The organism is Malacoplasma penetrans HF-2 (assembly GCF_000011225.1).
GTDB lineage: Bacteria > Bacillota_I > Bacilli_A > Mycoplasmatales > Mycoplasmoidaceae > Malacoplasma > Malacoplasma penetrans.
Window position 1 is genome coordinate 1,171,880 of sequence record NC_004432.1, and the last position, 20,927, is coordinate 1,192,806.

Genomic DNA, 20,927 nt, shown 5'->3' on the forward strand with positions numbered 1-20,927 from the left:
TTAAGTCCTTGTAATTTAGACTTAATATTTTTATTTTCTAACTATCAAATTAATAATCTTTTATCTTCTGGTAAATACATTTTATCAGTAGGTTTTACATCAAATGTGTCATATCATTGTTTGAAGTTTCTTGGAGGCATATTAGTTCTTCAATAAGTTGGAGCATGAACATCTGTTGTTAATAATAATTGTTCATATTCTGGTCTTGCTTTTTGAGCTCATATTTTAGCAAAATTAGTGAAGAATTTTTTATAGTCTACAGCTTTTTCTCTTTCCATAGTTTGAATAGAAGCTGCAACTCCACCAAGGTCAGCTATATTTTCAGAAACTACTAATGTACCATTAACTTTACCTTTACCAAGGGGTAGTCCATCAAACTGCTTAATCATTTCTTGAGTTTTGTCTTGGAACTTTTTATAGTCTCTTTCTTTTCATCAATTATTTAGATTACCTTCATCATCAAATTGTGCACCATTATTGTCAAAAGCATGTGAGATTTCATGACCAATTACAGCTCCTATTCCACCAAAGTTTTCAGCTCTAGATTGATCAATTGAGTAGAATGGTTTTTGTAAAATTGCTGCTGGGAAAGTAATATCATTTGAAGTTGGACTATAACATGCATTCACTAAGTGTCCAGGCATGTATCATTTGCTATTATCAACGGGTTTGTGTAATAATGAATTTTCATAGTTAATTTTGCATTGATTAATTTTTTTAACAATTTCAAATAGACTAGCATTTGAATCAAATTCAATATGGTTATAAACTTCTGATAATTTATCTGGATAACCAATCTTAATTTTCATTTTGTCTAATTTTAAAATTGCTTTTTCTCTAGTTTCTACAGACAATCAACTATTTGTGCTAAGTCTTTCTTTATATGAAGTAATTAGACCTTTAACAATATTAATTACATCTGCTTTAGCTTTTTCACCAAAGAATTTTTGACCATAGTAAATTCCAATAGGTTCAGCCAATAATCTATCAGCAGCTAATTTAAAAGAATACTTTTTGATTTCATAAGGTTCTTTAACCCCAGATAATCCTCTACTGTATATCCCACTTAAAATTCTTAATTTATCACACAAGAATTCACTCGATTCATTAATAAAGTGTACAAGTGCTCATGATTTAAATAAGTTGAAAGTTTTATCATTAAATAATTTACTAAATTCTTTTAAGAATCTTGGATCAAATACAATAATCTTTTCAGGTAAAGAATTGTAAACAGTGCTTACAATGTTTCTAAAGTTAACTGGTTTTAATAGTTTTTCAACTTCATTAAAATCCATTGGATTATAGTTTTTAGTATAGTCTGCTCACTCAACTCTTGATTTAACTATTTTAGAAATTAATTCATCAAATAGTAATGTTTCTTTAATTAGAGTTTTAACTTCTTCTTTATTTTCAAAGAAGAAACCTAAAATATCTTTTGTCATATTACTTCATAATTGTAATAATGGTTCTTTACTGATATTCCCTTTTTCATAGTAACTAGTATCTGGAAGAATAGTACCTAAACTACTAATAACTAAACAGTGATTTTTAGTAGATTTCATATCTACATCTACTCCAAATACAAAAGGAAGTGGAATTTGATTATTATAAAAGTATGAAAAGTTTTCATTAAATTCTTCAACAGAATTAATGCTTTTAATTTTTGAAATATAACTATCTAATAAATGTTTTACTTCACTTGGTTCTTTTGTATTTGATAATGCTTTGTTATAAATATCAACAGCATATTTTACAAACTTTGAATCAATTGCAGAAGGGTTTTTTGAAAAGTGTTCAAATTCTGCCGTTAATTTTTTTTCTGTGCTAATAGCTAAATCCCTAAAACCACCAATTGTAGGTAAGTCACTTGGGATTTCTCTTTTTTTCAAATCTTCATGATTTACAAATTCATATAAATCATCTTGAATTCTAAAATTATTATTACTCATATTTGACCTTTTTTATTTATGTATTTTTTAATTATCTTATTAAAAAATAATTTAAAAAATTATTTTTATAAATTTGATTTTATTTTTATTTATATCTTTTAGCTTAAAAAGTTTATAGTAAAACTATTTAATTTTTTTGATTTTAAATAGTAGTGAATTGACTAATACACTAATAGAACTAAAAGCCATTATGATAGCAGCTAAAATTGGATTAATAAAACCAAAAATAGCTAATGGAATTGTTATAATGTTGTAACCAAATGCTCACATTAAATTAAAGATAAGAAACTTTCTTGTTTCTAAAGTAATTTTGATGGATTTATAAACATTATAGATATCATTTTTTACTAAAATTACATCACTTATAGACTTAGTAATTTCTGAGCCTTCATTCATAACAATTTTTAAATCTGATTGTTCTAATGCTAATACATCATTAATCCCATCCCCAACATAAGCAACAAAAGATTTTGATGCTTTTATCTCTTTAATAATGTCAGCTTTTTGATCTGGAGATACTTGAGAATATACTTTAGTAAACTTAATATGTTTAGATAAATAACTAGTGGCCTTTTGATTATCACCTGTAATTAAATAAGTTTTAATTTTTAATTTATTAAATAACTCAATTGATCTAACCACATTTTCTCTTAACTCATCTGATAACACAACAATAGTTAGAACTACATTATTTTTAGATAGAACTATGTGGCTATATAATTTGTCATCTTCTAAAGTTTTTATATTATCTAATATTTCATTACTAAATTTAAACTTATTGTTTTGTGCATAGTGTAAAGAAGTTATTTTATATTCATCTTTGTTTTCTTTATAAACTATTCCAATCCCTGCAATTTCTTTAATTAAATCTTCTTTAAACTCTTTTGATTTATTTGACTTATTTGAATCATGATTTTTTTGAAATCAACTAACATATGATTTTGCAAGTGGATGCAATGATTTTTTTTCTAACTCATAAATAATATTAAGCGAGTTTAAATCACCAATTGTTTTTTCTATTACAAAATTACCTGTAGTTAATGTTCCAGTTTTATCAAAGCAAATTGCATCTACATATTTCATTTTTTCAAAAGCATCAATGTTGTTAATTAAGATTCCTTGTTTTGCTGCTTTTGATGATCCTATTGCAATTGCTAATGGTGCAGCCAACCCCAATGCACAAGGACAAGCAATAATTAAAACTGTAATAAATAAATAGATTGATTGAGCAATTTGTTCAAAGGATACAAATCCATTAGCAACTTGTCCACTAGGATTTGTTCATGTAATTAAATAGTTTAAATCTAAATTTGAATATCAATTATGAAAAACACCACCAAAAAAGAATTGCACTAAAAAGCCAATAATTGATAAAAAGAAAATAACTCAAATAAAGTGCTTAGATATCTTATCAGCAACTTTTTGTAGTTTTACTTTTTGACCTTGAATGTCTTCTAATTTATCAATGATTTGGTTTAAGTATGAGTCTTTTAATAATTTAGTGACTTCAATGTTAATAGCCTCACCAATGTTAATTGATCCACTCATTAAAACATCATTTTTATTTTTAATAACAGGTCTTGATTCACCAGTTAAAATTGATTCATTGATTAAAGAGTTATTAGAAATCAATTTTGAATCTAATGGGATTTTCCCACCCTTTGGTACAGAAATTAAATCACCAATTTTGACATCTTTAATGTTTGTTTTTATAAGGATATTATCTTTTAAAACAAATACATATTGATCTATAAAAGTTTCAAGATCATTAAAATCACTATTAGCTTTTTTTCTAATAGATTCAGTAATCAAATCACCAATCATACTAACCATAATAATAGTTGCACCCGATTCAAACATAGAGTGATAATGATGAAATTGATGGGGGTGAAATATTTTAAGAAACATTAATACAAAGCTATAAATAAAACTAATTAAAGTAGAGCTTGCTATTAAAGTATTCATACCTAAAGCTTTCCACTTAAAGATTTCTTTGTATGAATTTGTATAATATTCAACTCCAAAAACAAACTGGACAAAAAAAGCAGCTATACACATGATGATTTGCATATATGCACTATTTAAAACATTATCTATATTTACACTTACAGCATCAGTTTTTTGATAAACTGCAACCATCATAAAAAATAAAATTAATAAAAAAATAGTTAGAAAGCCACAAATTATTAGTTTAGCTTTCTTATTAAAAATCTTTTTAATAAGAAAAATATTTTTATTAAAATTCAAGTCTTTAAATTTCTTCATATTCAAATTTTTTATCATTTAATTTTTTTAAAATTTCTTCTTTATTAATTTTTGATTCATCAAAATTAATTTTTAATTTTTTAGAAGCTATTATCACAGAAAAAGACAGTTCATTTTTATTGAAAGAGGACAAAGTTTTTTCAATTGCTACTGCACATGAATTACATTCTAAATTCTTAATAAATAAATTTAAACTAGTCATAATTTCTCCATTACCTTTTTATATGAAGTAAAAATAAGTATTGATTAAATTATATATAATAAAAAAATCATTCTAATTAAAGAATGATTTTAATTTATAAATAAATCTTACTTTATAGTCACTGCTAAGATTATTGAAACAATAAACAAAAGTGTGAATATAGAAAATGATATATAAAACATTAAAGCTGTAGTTTTCTTTTTAATAGTGCAGTATTCTATATATTCATCAAAGTTTTTTACATCATTAGAAGCTCAACTTCTAACAACCAAGTTTTTTCTTTCTCTAAATTGTTTAAACGTAAAATATTCAAACATTTTTTTAGAAGTGAATCTAATTCTTAAAGATAACATTTGTCTAGATATTAATCACATAATATTTAAGAAAAAACCTATTCCAAAAGCAACTGATAAAGCATCATTTCATGCCATATGACCATAAATAAATACAGATTCTTGTTGGTTGCTTTGATCTAATCCAATTGGTCTTTTAACTAAAAAACATATTAGAAAAGTAGCGATAGTTATAATAGAAATAAAAAAGACATATAGATACCCTTTAGGATATCTATTTATCTTTTTATTTTTTGTATTTATTTCATTTTCTGAGTTGTTTAATGTCAAACTACTATCAATTGTTTCTTTAGTATATTTGGAATATCCTTGATTAAAGTTTGAATTTTTTTTATTATTCATTGCTAGTTTTTTCTTTTTCCCATTGAGAAACTTGTTTTAATGTTCCATAAACTTGGTGATCTTCACTATTTTTAATTTTAATGAATTCTGGCTTATTAAAAGCATTTCATTCACTATCATATGTGAAGTTATCATTAAATGCAGCTAAATCCACATGAACTCTTGAAAGTTTAGGAGTAGCTTTCATCAATGAACGAGTATATGGGTGAATAGGGTTTGCAAAGATTTTTTCGATGCTTCCTTTTTCCAAGATTCTACCACGGTGCATAATAATAACATTATTACATGCATAATTTACCATTGACAGGTCATGAGCAATGAATAAAATAGTTACTTTTTGCTTAATACATAAGTCTTGTAAGATGTTAATAATTTGTGCTTGAATTGATACGTCTAATGCACTAATAGGTTCATCAGCAATAATAATCTTTGGATTATTGATTAAAGCACGTGCAATAACAATTCTTTGTCTTTGACCACCTGAAAACTCATGCGGATATCTATAAGCATGTTCTCTTTTTAAACCAACACTATCTAAAGCACTATAAACTCTTTCTTTTTTAATTAAATTAACAAATTTATTTAAAGCCAATCAATTAATGTGACGACTTTGTTCACAAATAAATGAGCTGTATTTAATTTCAGTTAGAGTATTTTTATATTCAAATTCAATTGCACTTAATGATTTTCATCTTAAGTTAATTTCTCTTTTAATGTATGAGAAATTGTAGGGTTTTTTGAATATATAAAGACCTGCTTTTTTGAAAATATTCTTTTCATTACTTTTTTGTTCATTAACAAGAATTTGACCCAATCCATCTAATTTAGAATAAATTAATTTCTTTAAGTCTTTTTTAGCAGATTGATATTGTTTTTTTAATTCATCTACTGTTAACTTTTTACTTTCAACTTCAGATGAAATCTTAAGTTTAACTTCTTCTTTTCTTGTTGAATTTACCACACCAATATATTTGTTAAATTGATTAACATGGAATTCATTTTCAGCTTTTGCTTCTTCTAGTAATTTCTCTAATTTACCACGATGCTTCATGATAAATTCATTGAAAGATTCTGGAGTCCCTCCAAAAACTTCTACTGGAATTCCACTTTCAACAAGTAAGTTGAATTGTGTATTTAATGCTACTTCAGCATCAACATTTTTTTCTTTAGTATTTAAAGAAAAACTATCAGCTAACTTTCTAAGTTTGCTTAGATTAGATATAATTGCTGCTTTTTCTTCAAGATTAGCATTTTCAAAATCAAAGTTTAATTTATTAATATGATCAACTAATGGTTTGAATCAATCTTCTACAATCTTGTATAAATCTGTAGTTGTATTGTTAATTAAATCCATTGATAAAGATTTATATTTTTTCAATACATTAATGAAAGTTAATAAAACCTTTTTAGAAGCTAAATCAATATAGTTTAAAGTGTAAAGTAAGTCATCTTTTGAAAACTCAATGTTTTGTTTAACAGATTTAATCTTACCCTTAATTGTAGTTTCAGCACTTTTTACATATTGTGCATTTCTAAGATAGAATTTTTCTTTATATTCTTTTTTAGCTTTTTGAATATCAATTTTATCAAATTCTTTTTCATAGAATTGCTTAGTTAAATCATCAACAAGTTTTTTGAATCTTTCACTGTAAGAGTAAATACTTGTAGTACTTTCATTAATTTTTTCAACAAAAGTATCCATGTTAAAGATTAATTTTTCACGTCCTGAACTTGAATTTGAATCTGAAAAATCAATATTAGTAAAGATTTGGATCAGTTCATTCAATTTACTTATCATTACATTGTAATAAGCTTCTTGGAATTCATAAAAAATCTTATTCTTTTCTTCAGTATATTCAGCATAGAAATATCTACTAACATTATTTAATTGTTGTCATCTCTTGAATGCATCAATATACAAGCTCTTATTAATAACTAAAGGTTCAGCAATTAATTGAAGAATATTTTTAGTAGGGTTCAATGAAGCCATAGGATCTTGGAAAATCATTTGAACATTTTTTCTCAATCACTTTTTAGTTGGCTTTGTTAATCTTTTATTTGAAATTAGATTTCCATCTATTTCAATTTTTCCCCCAGTTGGTTGATAAAGTTTAATAATACATTTACCAGTTGTTGACTTACCACTACCAGACTCACCAATAATCCCAAAAAAGTCACCTTCATTTACAGTAAAACTAATATCATCTAATGCTTTAAAGTATCATCCCCTAACTTTAAAAAGCATTGCTAGATTTTCAACAGTTAGTAAAGGTTTGCTAGCAACAACAGGTTTTACTTCTTTAACTTCTTTGCTAACAACACTACTTTTAGTCTTAACATCTTTTAATTTTTCTTTACTATTGTTCATTTTTATTCTCTACTTATTTACTATTTTTATCAGGGATTATATAAGTTTGGTTTTCTTTCTTTTGTTTTACGTAAATTTCAAAAGCTTTTTTAGATTTATTTATTTTTTCTTGTACTTCTTTAGGCACTTCTACTTTTGGTGCTTTAGGGTGAAGTAATCAAGTTGCAGCTCTATGAGTATCTGTAACCTCAAATAAAGGAGGTTGCTTTTCAAAATCCAGTGCAATTGCATATTTATTTCTAGCAGCAAATGCATCACCCTTAGGAGGTGTAACTAGATTTGGAGGTGTACCATCAATTGGTTTTAATTTTTGGTTAGCACCATCACTACTATCTGGAATTGATTCTAATAATGCTCAAGTATATGGGTGTAAAGGATTTGTGAAGATTTCTTCAGTTAAACCTTGTTCAACAATCTTACCAGCATACATAACATAAATGTAATCACAGAAGTTTGCAACTAAGGCAATGTTATGAGAAATGAAGATTACTGTAATTCCATAGATTTCTCTAAGTTTTTTAATAAGACTTAATACTTTAGCTTGAATAGTAACATCAAGAGCAGTTGTTGGTTCATCTGCAATTATTACATCTGGTTGAGTTGCAACTGCGATTGCAATTACAATTCTTTGTCTCATCCCACCTGAGAATTCATGAGGATAAGCATTTAATCTTGATACTGCATTTTCAATACCAATAAATTCTAGAATTTCAATTACTTTCTTTTTAGCAACGTCTTTTTTTGTGTTGTTAATGTAAGTGTTTTTTGCTTCTTGAATTTCAGCTTCATAATTACCTTTATTTAATTGAGATAATTGTTTAATTCTTTCACTTAATGTATTTTTAGTTTCATTGTATACATTAGTTGCATTATTAACACTTTCTTTGTATTGTTCTTCTAGTGATTTTAAAGAAGACTTGTAAGCTTCTTGATCAATTGAATTATTGTCTAAACTTTCTTTTAAAGATCTTTTATCTTTATCAAATTGTTCTTTTTTAGATTTAAGAATTTCATTATATTTATCAGTTTTTTCATTTAACTGTCTTTTTAATTCAATTCCTTCATCTCCACCACAACTCATCTTTTCTTTTAATTCATAGACTTTTTGTTTGTATTTATTTTTTTCAGAAGCATAGATTGCTTCAATTACTTGTCTACCAATTGTCTTAGTGGGATTTAAAGACATCAATGGATCTTGAGGAATATAAGAAACATATGTTCCTCTAATATAACATCAGTCTTTCTTTTTAATTTTTAAGATATCTATATTTGATAAGTTCAAATTGTTTGCTTCTATGTTTGCACCATCATTGAATCCAATTAGAGATTTTACTGAAACTGATTTACCACTACCAGATTCACCAACAATACCAATAATTTGACCTTTATAAACTGAAAGATCAATTCCTCTAACAGCTTGCAATAAACCATCTTTAACCTTAAAGTTAACTTTTAAATTTCTAACTTTAATGATTTGGTTTTCTTTTAATAACTTACTTGAGTCATTAATTAAATGTTTACTACTTAATGGCATAATTATCTACCTACCACTCTTGGATCTATTGCATCATTCAATGCATTTGCAATTATTTGAGATGAGATTGTGAATAAAGCAAACACTACAATTGGTGAAACAATTTGTGCAATATTAGAAATTGAGTAAGCTTCATATAACATTACCCCTAATCCTAAATCACTTGTTGGTTTTAATCCTAAGAATACTAATGAAGATTCATAGAAAATAACTGTTGGAATTAAGTTAACAAAAATAACTGCAATACGACCTGCAATTACTGGAAGCATGTGAGAGAAAATAATTCTTGCTTGGCTTCCACCTAATGTTCTTGTAGCTTGAACATATTCAACATCTTTAGTTTTTAAAATATAAGTTCTAGTTGAAATTGCAGGTGAGAATCATAGTATGAAGATTAAAGAAACAGCAAGTACTGAGTTGTTAATTGAAGTACCAGCAGATTCAGTATCACCAACTAATACTATACCTAAAATTAATAATCAAACAATTGAAGGTACACCACTAATAATTTCTACAAAACGCATCATTACAGTATCTACTGCTTTACCAGCGAATGCACCAGCAATAGAACCATATACTACCCCAATAGCAACTGAAGCTATTGCTACTAAGAATGCTAATACTAATGAAATTCTAACTGCAGTTCAAAGTCTTGTTCAAATATCAATTCCACTACCATCAGTTCCTAATACTGGATAGAAATTTGAAATTGGACCATAACTATAAGGTAAATAAGTTACTTTATAAGCAACACCAGGAATTCAATCTTCTTTACTTAAAATAGTAATTTTGTATGTTTCTTTTAATTGCTTAACAAAACTATCTGTTGCATTATAAATAGTCATAGTTGGATTACTTCCTAAAACTCTTGCTGGTAAGTTTGCAATAAGAGCTGAGTCTGCATTTTCTGCCAATGGAAGGTAAGCGCTATACCCCATTGCTGAAGAAATAATAGGAGCAAATATAGCTAATAGAATAATCAAAAGAAAAATTACTAAGAAGAAAAGTGCTCATTTATTACTTGCAAATCTCTTGATAATATCTAATAAATATTTACTTGGTTTACCAACTACTTGATCTGTTCTATTTAATTTATAAATATCAACACGGGCAAAATCTTTTTCTGTTACTTCAAAATCAAGTTCAGGAATACTTTTTAATTTATTATTTTTTAGGTTCATAAACTATCCTTGACTCCCTTCTGAAGCATTTTCTGTTTTAAGTGTTTCAATTTTTAAAATATTTTTTCCAACTACTAAAAATTGAGTTTCATCATTTAAGTTGTATTTATCTTTAATTGCTTGGTTTACAACTACTTTTTTAGATTTGTAGTTAATAGCATTTAATTCATTTAAAGATAAGAATAAACTATCTTGAGGTGTTACTAGTTTGTAACTTGGATTATTAGCAGCTTTTTGGAAATTTTTAATTCAGTTTAATCTTAGAACAGTAGATTTAACTAAGTTTGTAATTGATGCTTGAGAAGCTTCTGCTAATTTAATTCTTGGATCAACAAATGTAAAGATAACATCTAGTGATAAATTGATTAAGAAATATAATGATGAAATGAAGAATGTTTGGAACATTACAACATAGAATTGGTTAGAAACAACTGATGTAAATAGCATGTTAGCAATCCCTTTTACACCAAAGATTGTTTCAATAACTATAGAACCTGAAATAACTGATAAGAAGCTTGGTCCTAAAATAGATAAAGCTGGGATTAAAGAATTTCTTATACCATGTCTAAAAATAATTTGAGTTTTTGTTAATCCCTTAGACATAGCAGTTTTTATATAATCTTGACTTAAAACTTCTACTAATTCATTTCTTACATAATATGTTAAAGTTGAAGCCAAACCAAAAGTTAAAGATAAGATAGGCATTATTGAAGAGCCAACAAATGTTCCAAAATTAAATAATGGATGATCAAAATTCATATAATTTTGAGGCAGCCCTATAACACCTGCTAATTTTAATAATAGAATACCAACTATAAAACTTGGTACACTAATTAGTACAACTGAAATTACATTGATAAGAGTATCTTGTCATTTACCACGATAAACTGCAGAAACAATACCAAACAAGAAACCTAAAGCAATTGCTAATATATATGCAATTAATGCAATATATAAAGTATTTGGAATATTTTGGAAGAAATAAGTTACAAGTGGAGTACCTTCTCTTTGGAACACTACACCAAATGAACCATCAAAAAACTTCCCTCAATATTTGAAGTACCTAATGATAGCTGGATCAAATCAACCAATAGATTCCAATTTTGCATTATAAGCTTCAGTTGTTTCACCTTGAACACGTGTAATTGGAATTGTTGGTAAAGCGGCCATCAAAAAGAATACTATACTCATTAATATGAATAAAGCTAAAACAGCAAATAATAATCTTTTTATTATATATTTAGCCATTAGATATCCATCCTTTCTAAAGAAACATTTTATTTATTATATTCAATAAGTAATATTTTATTTTAAATAACTATTTATCTTATTAACAATTTTGGGGTAGACCTACATAAAATTTAAAAAGGAATATGACTTTTGTCTCATACTCCTTTTTAATGAACCTTTAATACTAGCTTTTCTTTGTAAGCATTATCTTTAACTCAATCATTAATTTATGTATGAAGTTAAGAGGTAATTTATTATTATCAATTTTCATTAAAAAAGAAGTTTTTCATACACATCTTTTTAATAATTAAAATTAGGTTTGTTTTTTCTACTAATTTTTTAATTGATAGAATATAAAAAACTTGAAAAACAAAGTTTTTCATAACTGTTGTATTTTTGAAAACTGTTTTTAAATTTTTTGTATTCATTATTTCTACCTTATAAATACTTATAACATAAAAATTAACTTATAGTCATAAAAATGCCTAAGTCAAATTTTTATTTATAAATATTTAATTAAAAAATAAAATAATTTACTTGCTGTAAAAAATAATTTCTAAACAATTTCAAATTTTTATATCTAAAGAATAAAGACTATAAATAAAAAAGTTCAATGATTTAAAAAATCACTGAACTATCAATTAATTAACTTTTTCACAACATTTTCCACAAGACATCTATTGTAAAAAGGGGAAAGTAAAAGGTACATTAAAAATGAGGTTGGGTTGATGTAAAGAATAAAATAATATTTAGAAAAAGTTAAATAATTTAATTTGTTTATAGGTTTTCACCCACCCTTAGTATAACACAATCAGTATTATTGCAACTTAACTATTTAGTAAAAACATAAAAGTTTAATAATCTTTTCTATAGATTTAAAGAAATATGGTTTAAAAAGGTTTTATTGGAAATAAATTATTTTTAAAACACTAATTAAATAAGTTTGAGAAATAAAATCTTTTTTGTTGAATAAATTTTATAATATACAAAAAGTATTAATGATTATCAGTGATGAAAAAATATTATAAAAAAATTAAAAAATTTATTTTTAATAGACTTTTAGATCCTGTAACATTTAGAACAGAAAAAAACGCAAAAATAGCAAAACTTCATGCTCTAAATAAATCTATTTATAAATACAACAAACTTTGAGTAAATGGTCTTAATATTAACAAGCAAGTATTGCATATTAAGAAACAAGAACAATTAGATGAATTTGTTATGGGTTTATTAACACTTGATAGAAACATAATTTATCTTTGTAACTCAAACATTATTCTAAAAGCAAAAGATTTTAATACTGAATTTGAATTAATTGAAACTGATACAAATTGATCAGTAGTTAATATTCATGAAAATATTTCTCCAGAGTCTGAAATTAAATTTGATTTTAGTAATAATCCAAAGATTCCATATTATTGAATTGCTAAACCTGGATTTTGTAATTTTAATAAAATTAATGAATCTACTAAATTATCTACAAACTATCGTTCTTCTGAATCTGATTACTTTTCTTTTGAATAAAAAACTTAATTTCAAAAATATCGAAATATTATTGAAATTAAGTTTATTTAAAACTATTTAAAAAGCAATTATTATATAAAGATCTTTTCTTTGTTTTTTCCATTATATAAATTCTTAATTCTTTTTATTTTTATAGGAATCAATAAATTCTCTAATAGGCTCATATTGATTGCCTTTAGCAGCTGCAGCCTCAAGTAAAAGTGTTTCAATTTCACCTGCAGAATCAGCTATTCAATTAATGGAATTTTCAGCATACTTTTCTCTTCATTCTGGCAAATTATCATTAAATATTCTTGATGATTCACAAAGCTCTAATTTATCTCCAACACTAGGATATAAAAGATTAACTATGTCTGTTTTAATGTCTTTTAAAACATTAGAATAAGATCTAAATGGTATTCATTGTTTAGTAATTGGGTTGTATATTGTTTTTTGTCCAGAAGAGTCTGTGCCATAAGCAATTTTTTCTTCTATTCCTTTTTTAACAATTATAAAACACATGATGTCATCTATTGCTTTTTTGATTTCTTTATCCATACAAAATCCTTTATTTTAATTATTTTTGTTTTATAAAATACTTTTTTTAATTAACTGTCTTTTCTGCGTTTAAAAAATAAAAACTTAAACATTAATTATGTTTCCCAAAATAAATTTTTATATTTTAATAACAAAATTATTCTTATTTACTAAGATAATTGATTTAAAAGAAAGTTTTTAAATAATAAGTTTTGGTTAAATTAACCATTAGTACAATAACAATTATAAAATCTTTATCCTTTAAATTTAATATTTTTATAATTTAAATTTTTTCTTTAGAGTTCTTAAACATAATAGTTAAAGAGCATATTTCTTTTTTTGAATCTAAATTTGATTTATATGAAAAAAATCAATTTATTTTTTATCCAATATATTTTTTGAATCTTTTGAGTTTGTTTTATGTGATATGAAAAAATACTCCTTTGAGGAGTATTTTTAATTCAATCATCTATTTTATATTTTTTTATTACCAATAACTTTTTTACATCTTTCACAAAGTTCATTAGCAATTAAATTAGTTGGGTAATAGTTTCAACATCTTTCACATCTAGCATATTTAGAATTTTTGACTTTAATAGTTGTTCCATCTTTTTCTTTAACTTTGAATTCAACTTTAGCAACACCTAAATATCTTTCTAAAGTTTGTTCATCAAATGGAAGAGATTTTGAATGAATAGTAATATGTGCTTGTCCTTTAGAATTAATTACCTTTTCATTTCTTGTTTTTTCAATTTCTGAATATACTTTATCTTTTAAATCAAAGAATTCTTCTCACTTCTTAAAATCAACTTTATATTTAGAATCAATTTTAAAATTAGTGAAACCTTCTAAATGAACAGATTTTTGTTTATCTTTTTTATCAAAGAATTCATAAGCTTCTTCACAAGTGTGAGGAATAATAGGAGCAAGAATTCTTAAATAAGAATCTAATAATTGATATAAAGTTGCTTGGATAGCAATTCTTTGTTCATTATCTTCTTTTTCACAATATAAAGGATCTTTAATGTAATCAAAATATCAAGAAGATAAATCTGCTACATTTTTAGAAACTATTTTTACAATTTGTTTAAAGTCATATTTGTCATAACAAGCTTTAATAGTTTTAATGTCATTAGATAAGCAACTTAATACATATAAGTCAGCTTCACTATATTTAGCACCTCTAAGTTTTTTTAAATTGAAACCATTTAAATTACCTAAGATAAATCTAAATAAAGTATTTCTAATTCTTCTATATAATTCAGCATTTTGAGCAATGATATCTTTAGAGATAGAAACATCTTTACTAAAATCTACTGAAGCTACTCATAATCTTAAAACATCTGCACCATATTCTTTACAAACTTGTAAAGGATCTATGATGTTACCTAAAGATTTTGACATCTTATTTCCATTTTCATCTAATACAAATCCATGAGTTAATAATTCTTTATAAGGAGACTTTTTAAAAGCAGCCACACTTGTAATTAAAGAAGAATTAAATCACCCTCTAAATTGATCTTTACCTTCAAAATATAAATCTGCTGGATAACCTAATTTATCAGCTTGTAAAACAGAATAACTCGTACCAGAATCAAATCAAACATCCATAATATCAGTTTCTTTAATATATTTTTTAGATGTATTGTAAGAATCTGTTAAAAAGTATTTTGCATCTTCATTGTATCAAGCATTAATACCTTCATCATTTAATATATCAACAATGTTGTTTAGTAATTTAGGATCTAAGATTGGGTTGTAATCTTTATCATAAATAATACAAATTGGAACCCCTCAAATTCTTTGTCTACTAATACATCATTCTTGTCTGTTTAATACCATTTCTTTTATTTTTTTAATAATAGTATTATCAATTGATTTAACTTTGTTTAAAGCAGCAACAATTTCTTTAGAAATTTTATCAATATTAACAAATCATTGTTTAGTAGCACGATAAATTACAGGTTTTTTAGTTCTTCAATCATGTGCTGCAGAGTGAGTAAACTTAGAAGCTTTTAAAAGTAATTTCTTTTTAGCAAGTCTTTCAATAATAATTGGGTTTGCATCTTTATAAAATAACCCTGCAAGTTCTTTATCATTAACTTCACCAGTAAATTTACCTAAGTTATCGATTGGACAATATGGTTTAATATTATATTTTTTACAAGCTAAATAGTCTTCATGACCAAATCCTGGTGCATTATGAACTAACCCTGTACCATCAGAATCAGATACATAACCATCAACAATTATCTTGCATTTTTTATCAGATATAGGGCTCTTATAAGGTAAGTTTTCTAGTTTTTTACCTGAAAATTCTGATAATATTTCATAATTTGTTCATTCTAAAGTTTCAGCCAATTTCTCTACTAAATTCTTAGAAATAACATAAACAGAGTTTTCAACTTGTACTCTACAATAAGTTACTTTTGGATTTGCAGCAATTGCTAAATTTGAAGGAAGAGTTCAAGGAGTAGTAGTTCAAATTATTACTTTATCACCTTTAGAAACAAATTCATTCTTATCTAATATTTCAAGAGAAACATAAATTGAATCTGATTCTACATCTTGATAAATAATTTCTGCATCTGCTAAAGCAGTTTGACTAGATCAAGATCAATAAACTGGTTTTAAATCTTGATAAATTAAACCTTTTGATAGCATTTTATTAAAAATTTTAATTTGTCTAATTACATAATCTAAATCACAAGTAACATAGATTTCATCCATTTCAGATAAAATCCCTAATCTTCTAAATTGATCTCTTTGCTTGTAAACATTTTCAATAGCAAAATTTTTGCAGTTTTTTCTTTTTTCAGTAATAGTTTGATTAGCATTCTTATTTAATCCTCTTTTTGCCATTTCTTGTTCAATTGGCAATCCATGAGTATCTCAACCTGGAATATATTTAGTATAAAAACCAACTGATGCTTTAAAACGTAAAATAATATCTTTTAAGATCTTATTTAAAGCATGTCCAGTATGTAAATCACCATTTGCATATGGAGGACCATCTGCAATAATAAATGGTGTATTTGATTTATTTTTAGCTAAAATCTTTTTTTCTATTTTTTCTAAAACTCAATTTTCTTGAATTTTTGTTTCTTTTACTGATAAATTTGCCTTCATTTCAAAATTAGTGTTAGGCATTGAAAGTGTTTTTTTATAATCGCTCATATACTATACTTCCTTACTAATTCCTAAAAATCACATAAAATAATTAAAACACAAAATATAATTTTAAAATTATTTAAAAATAAAAATTTAATTCATTTTAAACAAGCTTTTAAAGGTGGTTAAAAAACAAAAAATATTAAGAAATTTGTAACTTCTTAATATTTTATTTGTATATTTATTAGTTATTATTTGCTTTTGCTTTGAATTTAAAGATCTTTCTAAGAATGATCATTAACAATGGTCTTCATACTAAAAAGTTAGAAACAAACCATCTTGAACCAAATCCTAACATCTTATAATTTCTACAATGTTTTGGTCCAATAACATCTTTAATTAAACTTTTATTTTGTTTTCTATCTTTATAAATATAGCTAGCTGCAACAAAAGCTCAGTTATTAGCATAAAAAAATCACTTCTCATTGAATATGTTTCTTTTGATTAAATTATCTTTACTAGATAAGATATTTAATAACAATCTATGTGGGTCAAAATTTTTATCTTGATTTAAAGTTGAAAACCTATTCATCCTATTATAAAAATAAAGAATCTTTGAAGAAAACAAAGCTTTTTTATAAATAGTTTTTCAGATTAAACCAAAATATACATCTTCATACAATAATAAATTTTCTTTATGTAGAATTTCATTTTTTAAAAGAAATTCTTTTTTAAAACACACTCTTCAATCAGTTTGATAATCTGTATGAAATCACTTATTCATTCTTCTGTTAGGAGTATTGTCAGAAACAAAAGAAGTAATTTTTCTTTCTTTAAAGTTAACATCACTTTCTTTGTAAACTCATTGATATTTAAAAACTACAAGATCAATATCTTTGTGTTCTTCAAAAGAATTAATAAGATAATCAGTTGCATCAGGAGTAATTCAATCATCACTATCGACAAATCAAATTAAATCACCCTTTGCAACAGACACTCCATAATCTCTTAATTTTCCAACACCATCACCTAATGAAGCATTATTACTTCTATAGTATCGATATCCTTTTTCTAAAATTAAGGTTTTGTAATCAATTCCATTATCTGATGAATCATCAATACAGATAACTTCAAAATTTTTATTTATTTGTTTTTCTAGTGAATCAAATAATTTATTTATCCAAATTAACTCAGTATTTTTAAATGGAATGATTAATGATATTTTTGACATAATTAAAAAATTAATTATGAAAAATTAAAACTAGCAACTTATATTTTTTTTCTTATTTCAGAAAAATGAACATCAACTATAGTTTCTTTACCTAATATATCAACTAAGACCTTGGCTTTATCTTTTTCTAAATCAATGCTTTCAATAACACCTTCATAACCTTGCATAGATTCAACTAAGATTTCAACAGTGTTACCTACTGCAAATAAAGGACTTTTACTGTCACTATTCCCTTTATGAAATAATTCAACTTCTTCTTCAGTTTCTTCTTCTTGCTTATTATCTACATCTTCATTAATAGTTACTTCTTCAACTTCACCATCATGATTAGATAGGTATTGATTTTCCACATTAGTATCAACCTCTACATTAGTAGATTGATCCATAGAAACTGAAACTTCTTCAACATTTGAAGATTCAACATTTTCTGTAGATTCAGAACTAGCTTCTTCACCTTTATTTTCTTGGTTTAAGTTTGAATTAAAGAATCCATCTTTATCTACTAGATTGTTACCACTATCTAAAAACTCAATTCTTTTTTCTGCTTCTCTAGGTTTTGAAACAGTTTGTTCAACAAACACATCAGAAGTTTTGTTAATAATAATATCTTGGTTCATTTCAGGATTAAATAAGTTAGCTACTTCAATGTCAGACATTGGGATAGGTTTAGCACCTTTACCAGAAGATCCAACAAAACCTGTTACACCAAAAGTATTTCTAATAACATATCATGCATCATCTTCCATGATCATTTTTATATAAATATAACCAGGGAATCTATTAATTTCTCTAATTCTAGTTTTTTTGTATCTACCACCTGGTAATGTTTCTCAAGTAATTGATTTAGTATTTCTAAATCTACTTGGAGGTGGATTATTAATAGGATCAAAAACTTCAATAGTAATTTCTCTAGTTTTAAGTAAACGCATTTCTTGAACTACATTTCCAAGATCATAAGCTCTTACTTTATCTTCAATGTTTTTATATACTGTATCTTCATTACCATTAATAGAAGTAACAATATATCATTTTGCTTCATCTTTTTTTACTGTATCATTATTATTTTCAAATTTTTCGTTTTCCATTTTTCGTTCCTCATTTTGTTAATTAATCTAAAAACTATAATTTTGCACCTGTAATTAGTAAACTAATGACTGTAAAAATTATTGCAAAAAAAGCAACTACAACTAAAGTAATTAAAAAGTTTGATGCTAGTTCTTTTTTTGTTGTTCAAGTAACTCTTTCAAATTCTTTTCCAACTCCAAAGAATAATTTTTTAAATCCATTTGTTTTCTTAGTTTTTGCTTTAATTTGTTTATCTTTTTTATTTTTTGTTTTTGATTTAGATTCTTTTACAATAGTTTCTTTTTCTAAGCTATCTACTTCTTCTCAAACTTCTTGGTTAGATTCATAATCTAATTCTGTTTCAGAACCATTGCTTAGAAGTTCTTTTTCTTCTTGTTTATTTTTCATATAACTACCTCGTCTCTTTGTGAAGAGTTTTCTTTTTGCAATTAGAACAATACTTGTTTAATTCTAACCTTTCTTTTCTAGAAGGGTTAGTTTTGGTTTTGTAGTTTCTAGATAAACATTCTTCGCATATCATTATTACTGTTTTTGCCATAACTTTTCTGTGTGAATAAAAAAAACCCATTTTATGGGTTATTCACTTGTAGATATTATATACTAACTAAAATAATATTAAAAATTTTTATACTTAATTTCATATCCAATTACAAATTTAAAGATTCATAAAAATATCATTTTTTACTTTCTTTTGCTAAATATTTTTATTATTCAAAACTATAACTACTGACAATACTATGTAGTGTTAGATTAGATAATTATTAGTTATACTATGTAGTTTTAAATTGATTAACTACTGACAATACTATGTAGTGTTAATCAAGTGATTAATAATAGAGTAAATGTTTTTTATTTAACTCTAATTGATATTTGTATGTGTTAAATATCTTTTCTTGTAATCTAAATTATGTAATAAAAATTTAATTAAAAGAATAGAATATATATTGCTTTCTTTCAAAAGGATATATATGACCAATGAAGCATTATTAGAATTATCATTTTCAAATATTAACTATTTACAAAATGAGATCAATAGAATTGATTCTTCTTTTCCATTAAGTGCACTAAATTTATACACATGAAAATATTATGATAGTAAAGTTTATTTCCGTGTTGAAGACAAAGTCATCTATTTATATTTATTTAATAATTGAGAAGATCAAAATAGCAATTCTAATATTACTGTTATTAGTCCTATCGTTTCTAAGTATGAAAAAACATTAATTAAAGAATATTATTTAAAATCTTTATCTCTAATTGAATCAGATTTGAAAAAATGTAAATATTGTGGTGAACTTCAATTTGGAACATTTAATCAAAATGATTTTAATATATTTAAAAAAATTGAATTATTAGACACATTTAATTCTGCTTATCTTTACCCAACTGAACAACTAAAATATATGGCTGGAAAGAAAATGCAGAAGAAAAGAAACTTTATTAATTTTTATAAAAAAAATTATGAATCTGAATCAAGAATTGAAAAATTCAATCCAGAGTTAAAACAAGAAATAATAGATTTCTGTTCTAAAGTTTCAATTGACAAAGAAAACCAAGAAACAAGAGAATATGAAATTGATGCTCTTAAAAAAATATTAGAATTTAATCCAAATTCTTCTTATGGATCTACTTTGTTTTATAAAAATAAAATTGTAGGTTTTACATATGGATTTATTAATAATGATAAATATGAAATATTTATTGAAAAAGGAGATAAAGAATTAAAAGGCATTTATCAATATCTGCTTTCTAAAAATCTTGAAATCAATAATATTCAAACAAAGTTAGTTGATAGACAAGATGATATGTATAGTGAAAATTTAGCACAATCAAAACAAAGTTATAAACCAAGTGAAGTAATTAAAATGTATTTCTTTAAAGCTTTTAAAAATATATTGGCTTAATTTAAATTAAGTAAAAATTGAATTCAAGTTATTAACTTTTTATACTATATAAACTTAGATATTTAATATTGGTTTATATAGTATTTTTATTTATGAAAAAAAGATACTATTTGTTAAAAATAGTATCTTAC

At 24.9% G+C, this 20,927-nt stretch carries 16 protein-coding genes and 1 pseudogene; 2 read left to right on the plus strand and 15 right to left on the minus strand.

Features of this window, described 5'->3' with window-relative positions; all coding sequences use genetic code 4:
* Positions 1–41 precede the first annotated feature (41 nt).
* From MYPE_RS04490 to MYPE_RS05715, 9 genes and pseudogenes are all read right to left on the minus strand, one after another.
* Positions 42–1,949, minus strand: coding sequence for a M13-type metalloendopeptidase (locus tag MYPE_RS04490; protein WP_011077691.1), 1,908 nt, complete (start codon positions 1,947–1,949; stop codon positions 42–44).
* Between the two features lie 123 nt (positions 1,950–2,072).
* Positions 2,073–4,214 (minus strand): heavy metal translocating P-type ATPase, encoded by a 2,142-nt coding sequence (locus MYPE_RS04495; protein WP_160162154.1) that lies wholly within the window; start codon positions 4,212–4,214, stop codon positions 2,073–2,075.
* On the minus strand, positions 4,201–4,416 hold the full coding sequence (locus MYPE_RS04500) for a heavy-metal-associated domain-containing protein (RefSeq protein WP_011077693.1): 216 nt from the start codon (positions 4,414–4,416) through the stop codon (positions 4,201–4,203). The genes MYPE_RS04495 and MYPE_RS04500 overlap by 14 nt, the downstream gene beginning before the upstream one ends.
* Positions 4,417–4,523: 107 nt before the next feature.
* Positions 4,524–5,111, minus strand: coding sequence for a hypothetical protein (locus MYPE_RS04505; RefSeq protein ID WP_011077694.1), 588 nt, complete (start codon positions 5,109–5,111; stop codon positions 4,524–4,526).
* Positions 5,104–7,308 (minus strand): annotated as a pseudogene (locus MYPE_RS04510) (ATP-binding cassette domain-containing protein); the annotation flags it as partial. The pseudogene MYPE_RS04510 and the gene MYPE_RS04505, both read right to left, overlap by 8 nt.
* Before the next feature lie 184 nt (positions 7,309–7,492).
* Positions 7,493–9,013 carry an ABC transporter ATP-binding protein gene (locus tag MYPE_RS04515; RefSeq protein WP_011077696.1) on the minus strand — a complete coding sequence of 507 codons (1,521 nt, stop codon included), beginning with the start codon at positions 9,011–9,013 and terminating at the stop codon, positions 7,493–7,495.
* A gap of 2 nt (positions 9,014–9,015) precedes the next feature.
* Positions 9,016–10,194: an ABC transporter permease gene (locus tag MYPE_RS04520; protein ID WP_011077697.1), complete on the minus strand. Its 1,179-nt coding sequence runs from the start codon at positions 10,192–10,194 to the stop codon at positions 9,016–9,018.
* Between the two features lie 3 nt (positions 10,195–10,197).
* On the minus strand, positions 10,198–11,442 hold the full coding sequence (locus MYPE_RS04525) for an ABC transporter permease (RefSeq protein WP_011077698.1): 1,245 nt from the start codon (positions 11,440–11,442) through the stop codon (positions 10,198–10,200).
* Positions 11,443–11,681: 239 nt separating this feature from the next.
* The gene (locus tag MYPE_RS05715) at positions 11,682–11,852 is read right to left on the minus strand and encodes a hypothetical protein (protein WP_011077699.1); all 171 of its coding nucleotides are present in this window, start codon (positions 11,850–11,852) and stop codon (positions 11,682–11,684) included.
* A 583-nt stretch (positions 11,853–12,435) separates the two neighbouring features.
* On the opposite strand from MYPE_RS05715, the gene MYPE_RS04530 reads away from it, so the two are divergent.
* Positions 12,436–12,948, plus strand: a complete 513-nt coding sequence (locus MYPE_RS04530) for a hypothetical protein (RefSeq protein ID WP_044891309.1) — start codon at positions 12,436–12,438, stop codon at positions 12,946–12,948.
* A 114-nt stretch (positions 12,949–13,062) separates the two neighbouring features.
* On the opposite strand, the gene MYPE_RS04535 is transcribed toward MYPE_RS04530, so the two are convergent.
* From MYPE_RS04535 to rpmG, 6 genes are all read right to left on the minus strand, one after another.
* On the minus strand, positions 13,063–13,485 hold the full coding sequence (locus tag MYPE_RS04535) for a hypothetical protein (RefSeq protein WP_011077701.1): 423 nt from the start codon (positions 13,483–13,485) through the stop codon (positions 13,063–13,065).
* 453 nt (positions 13,486–13,938) lie between these two features.
* Entirely contained in the window at positions 13,939–16,641 is a 2,703-nt protein-coding gene (gene ileS, locus MYPE_RS04540) for an isoleucine--tRNA ligase (RefSeq protein WP_011077702.1), read from the minus strand.
* A 178-nt stretch (positions 16,642–16,819) separates the two neighbouring features.
* Positions 16,820–17,806, minus strand: coding sequence for a glycosyltransferase family A protein (locus MYPE_RS04545; RefSeq protein WP_011077703.1), 987 nt, complete (start codon positions 17,804–17,806; stop codon positions 16,820–16,822).
* A 38-nt stretch (positions 17,807–17,844) separates the two neighbouring features.
* On the minus strand, positions 17,845–18,891 hold the full coding sequence (gene nusG / locus MYPE_RS05490; protein ID WP_011077704.1) for a transcription termination/antitermination protein NusG: 1,047 nt from the start codon (positions 18,889–18,891) through the stop codon (positions 17,845–17,847).
* Between the two features lie 34 nt (positions 18,892–18,925).
* A complete protein-coding gene (secE, locus tag MYPE_RS04555; RefSeq protein WP_011077705.1) occupies positions 18,926–19,279 on the minus strand; it encodes a preprotein translocase subunit SecE in 354 nt (117 codons plus the stop codon).
* Positions 19,280–19,283: 4 nt separating this feature from the next.
* Positions 19,284–19,460: a 50S ribosomal protein L33 gene (gene rpmG / locus MYPE_RS05605; RefSeq protein ID WP_324293361.1), complete on the minus strand. Its 177-nt coding sequence runs from the start codon at positions 19,458–19,460 to the stop codon at positions 19,284–19,286.
* Between the two features lie 400 nt (positions 19,461–19,860).
* On the opposite strand from rpmG, the gene MYPE_RS04560 reads away from it, so the two are divergent.
* Entirely contained in the window at positions 19,861–20,796 is a 936-nt protein-coding gene (locus MYPE_RS04560; RefSeq protein WP_044891310.1) for a phosphatidylglycerol lysyltransferase domain-containing protein, read from the plus strand.
* Positions 20,797–20,927: the final 131 nt, after the last annotated feature.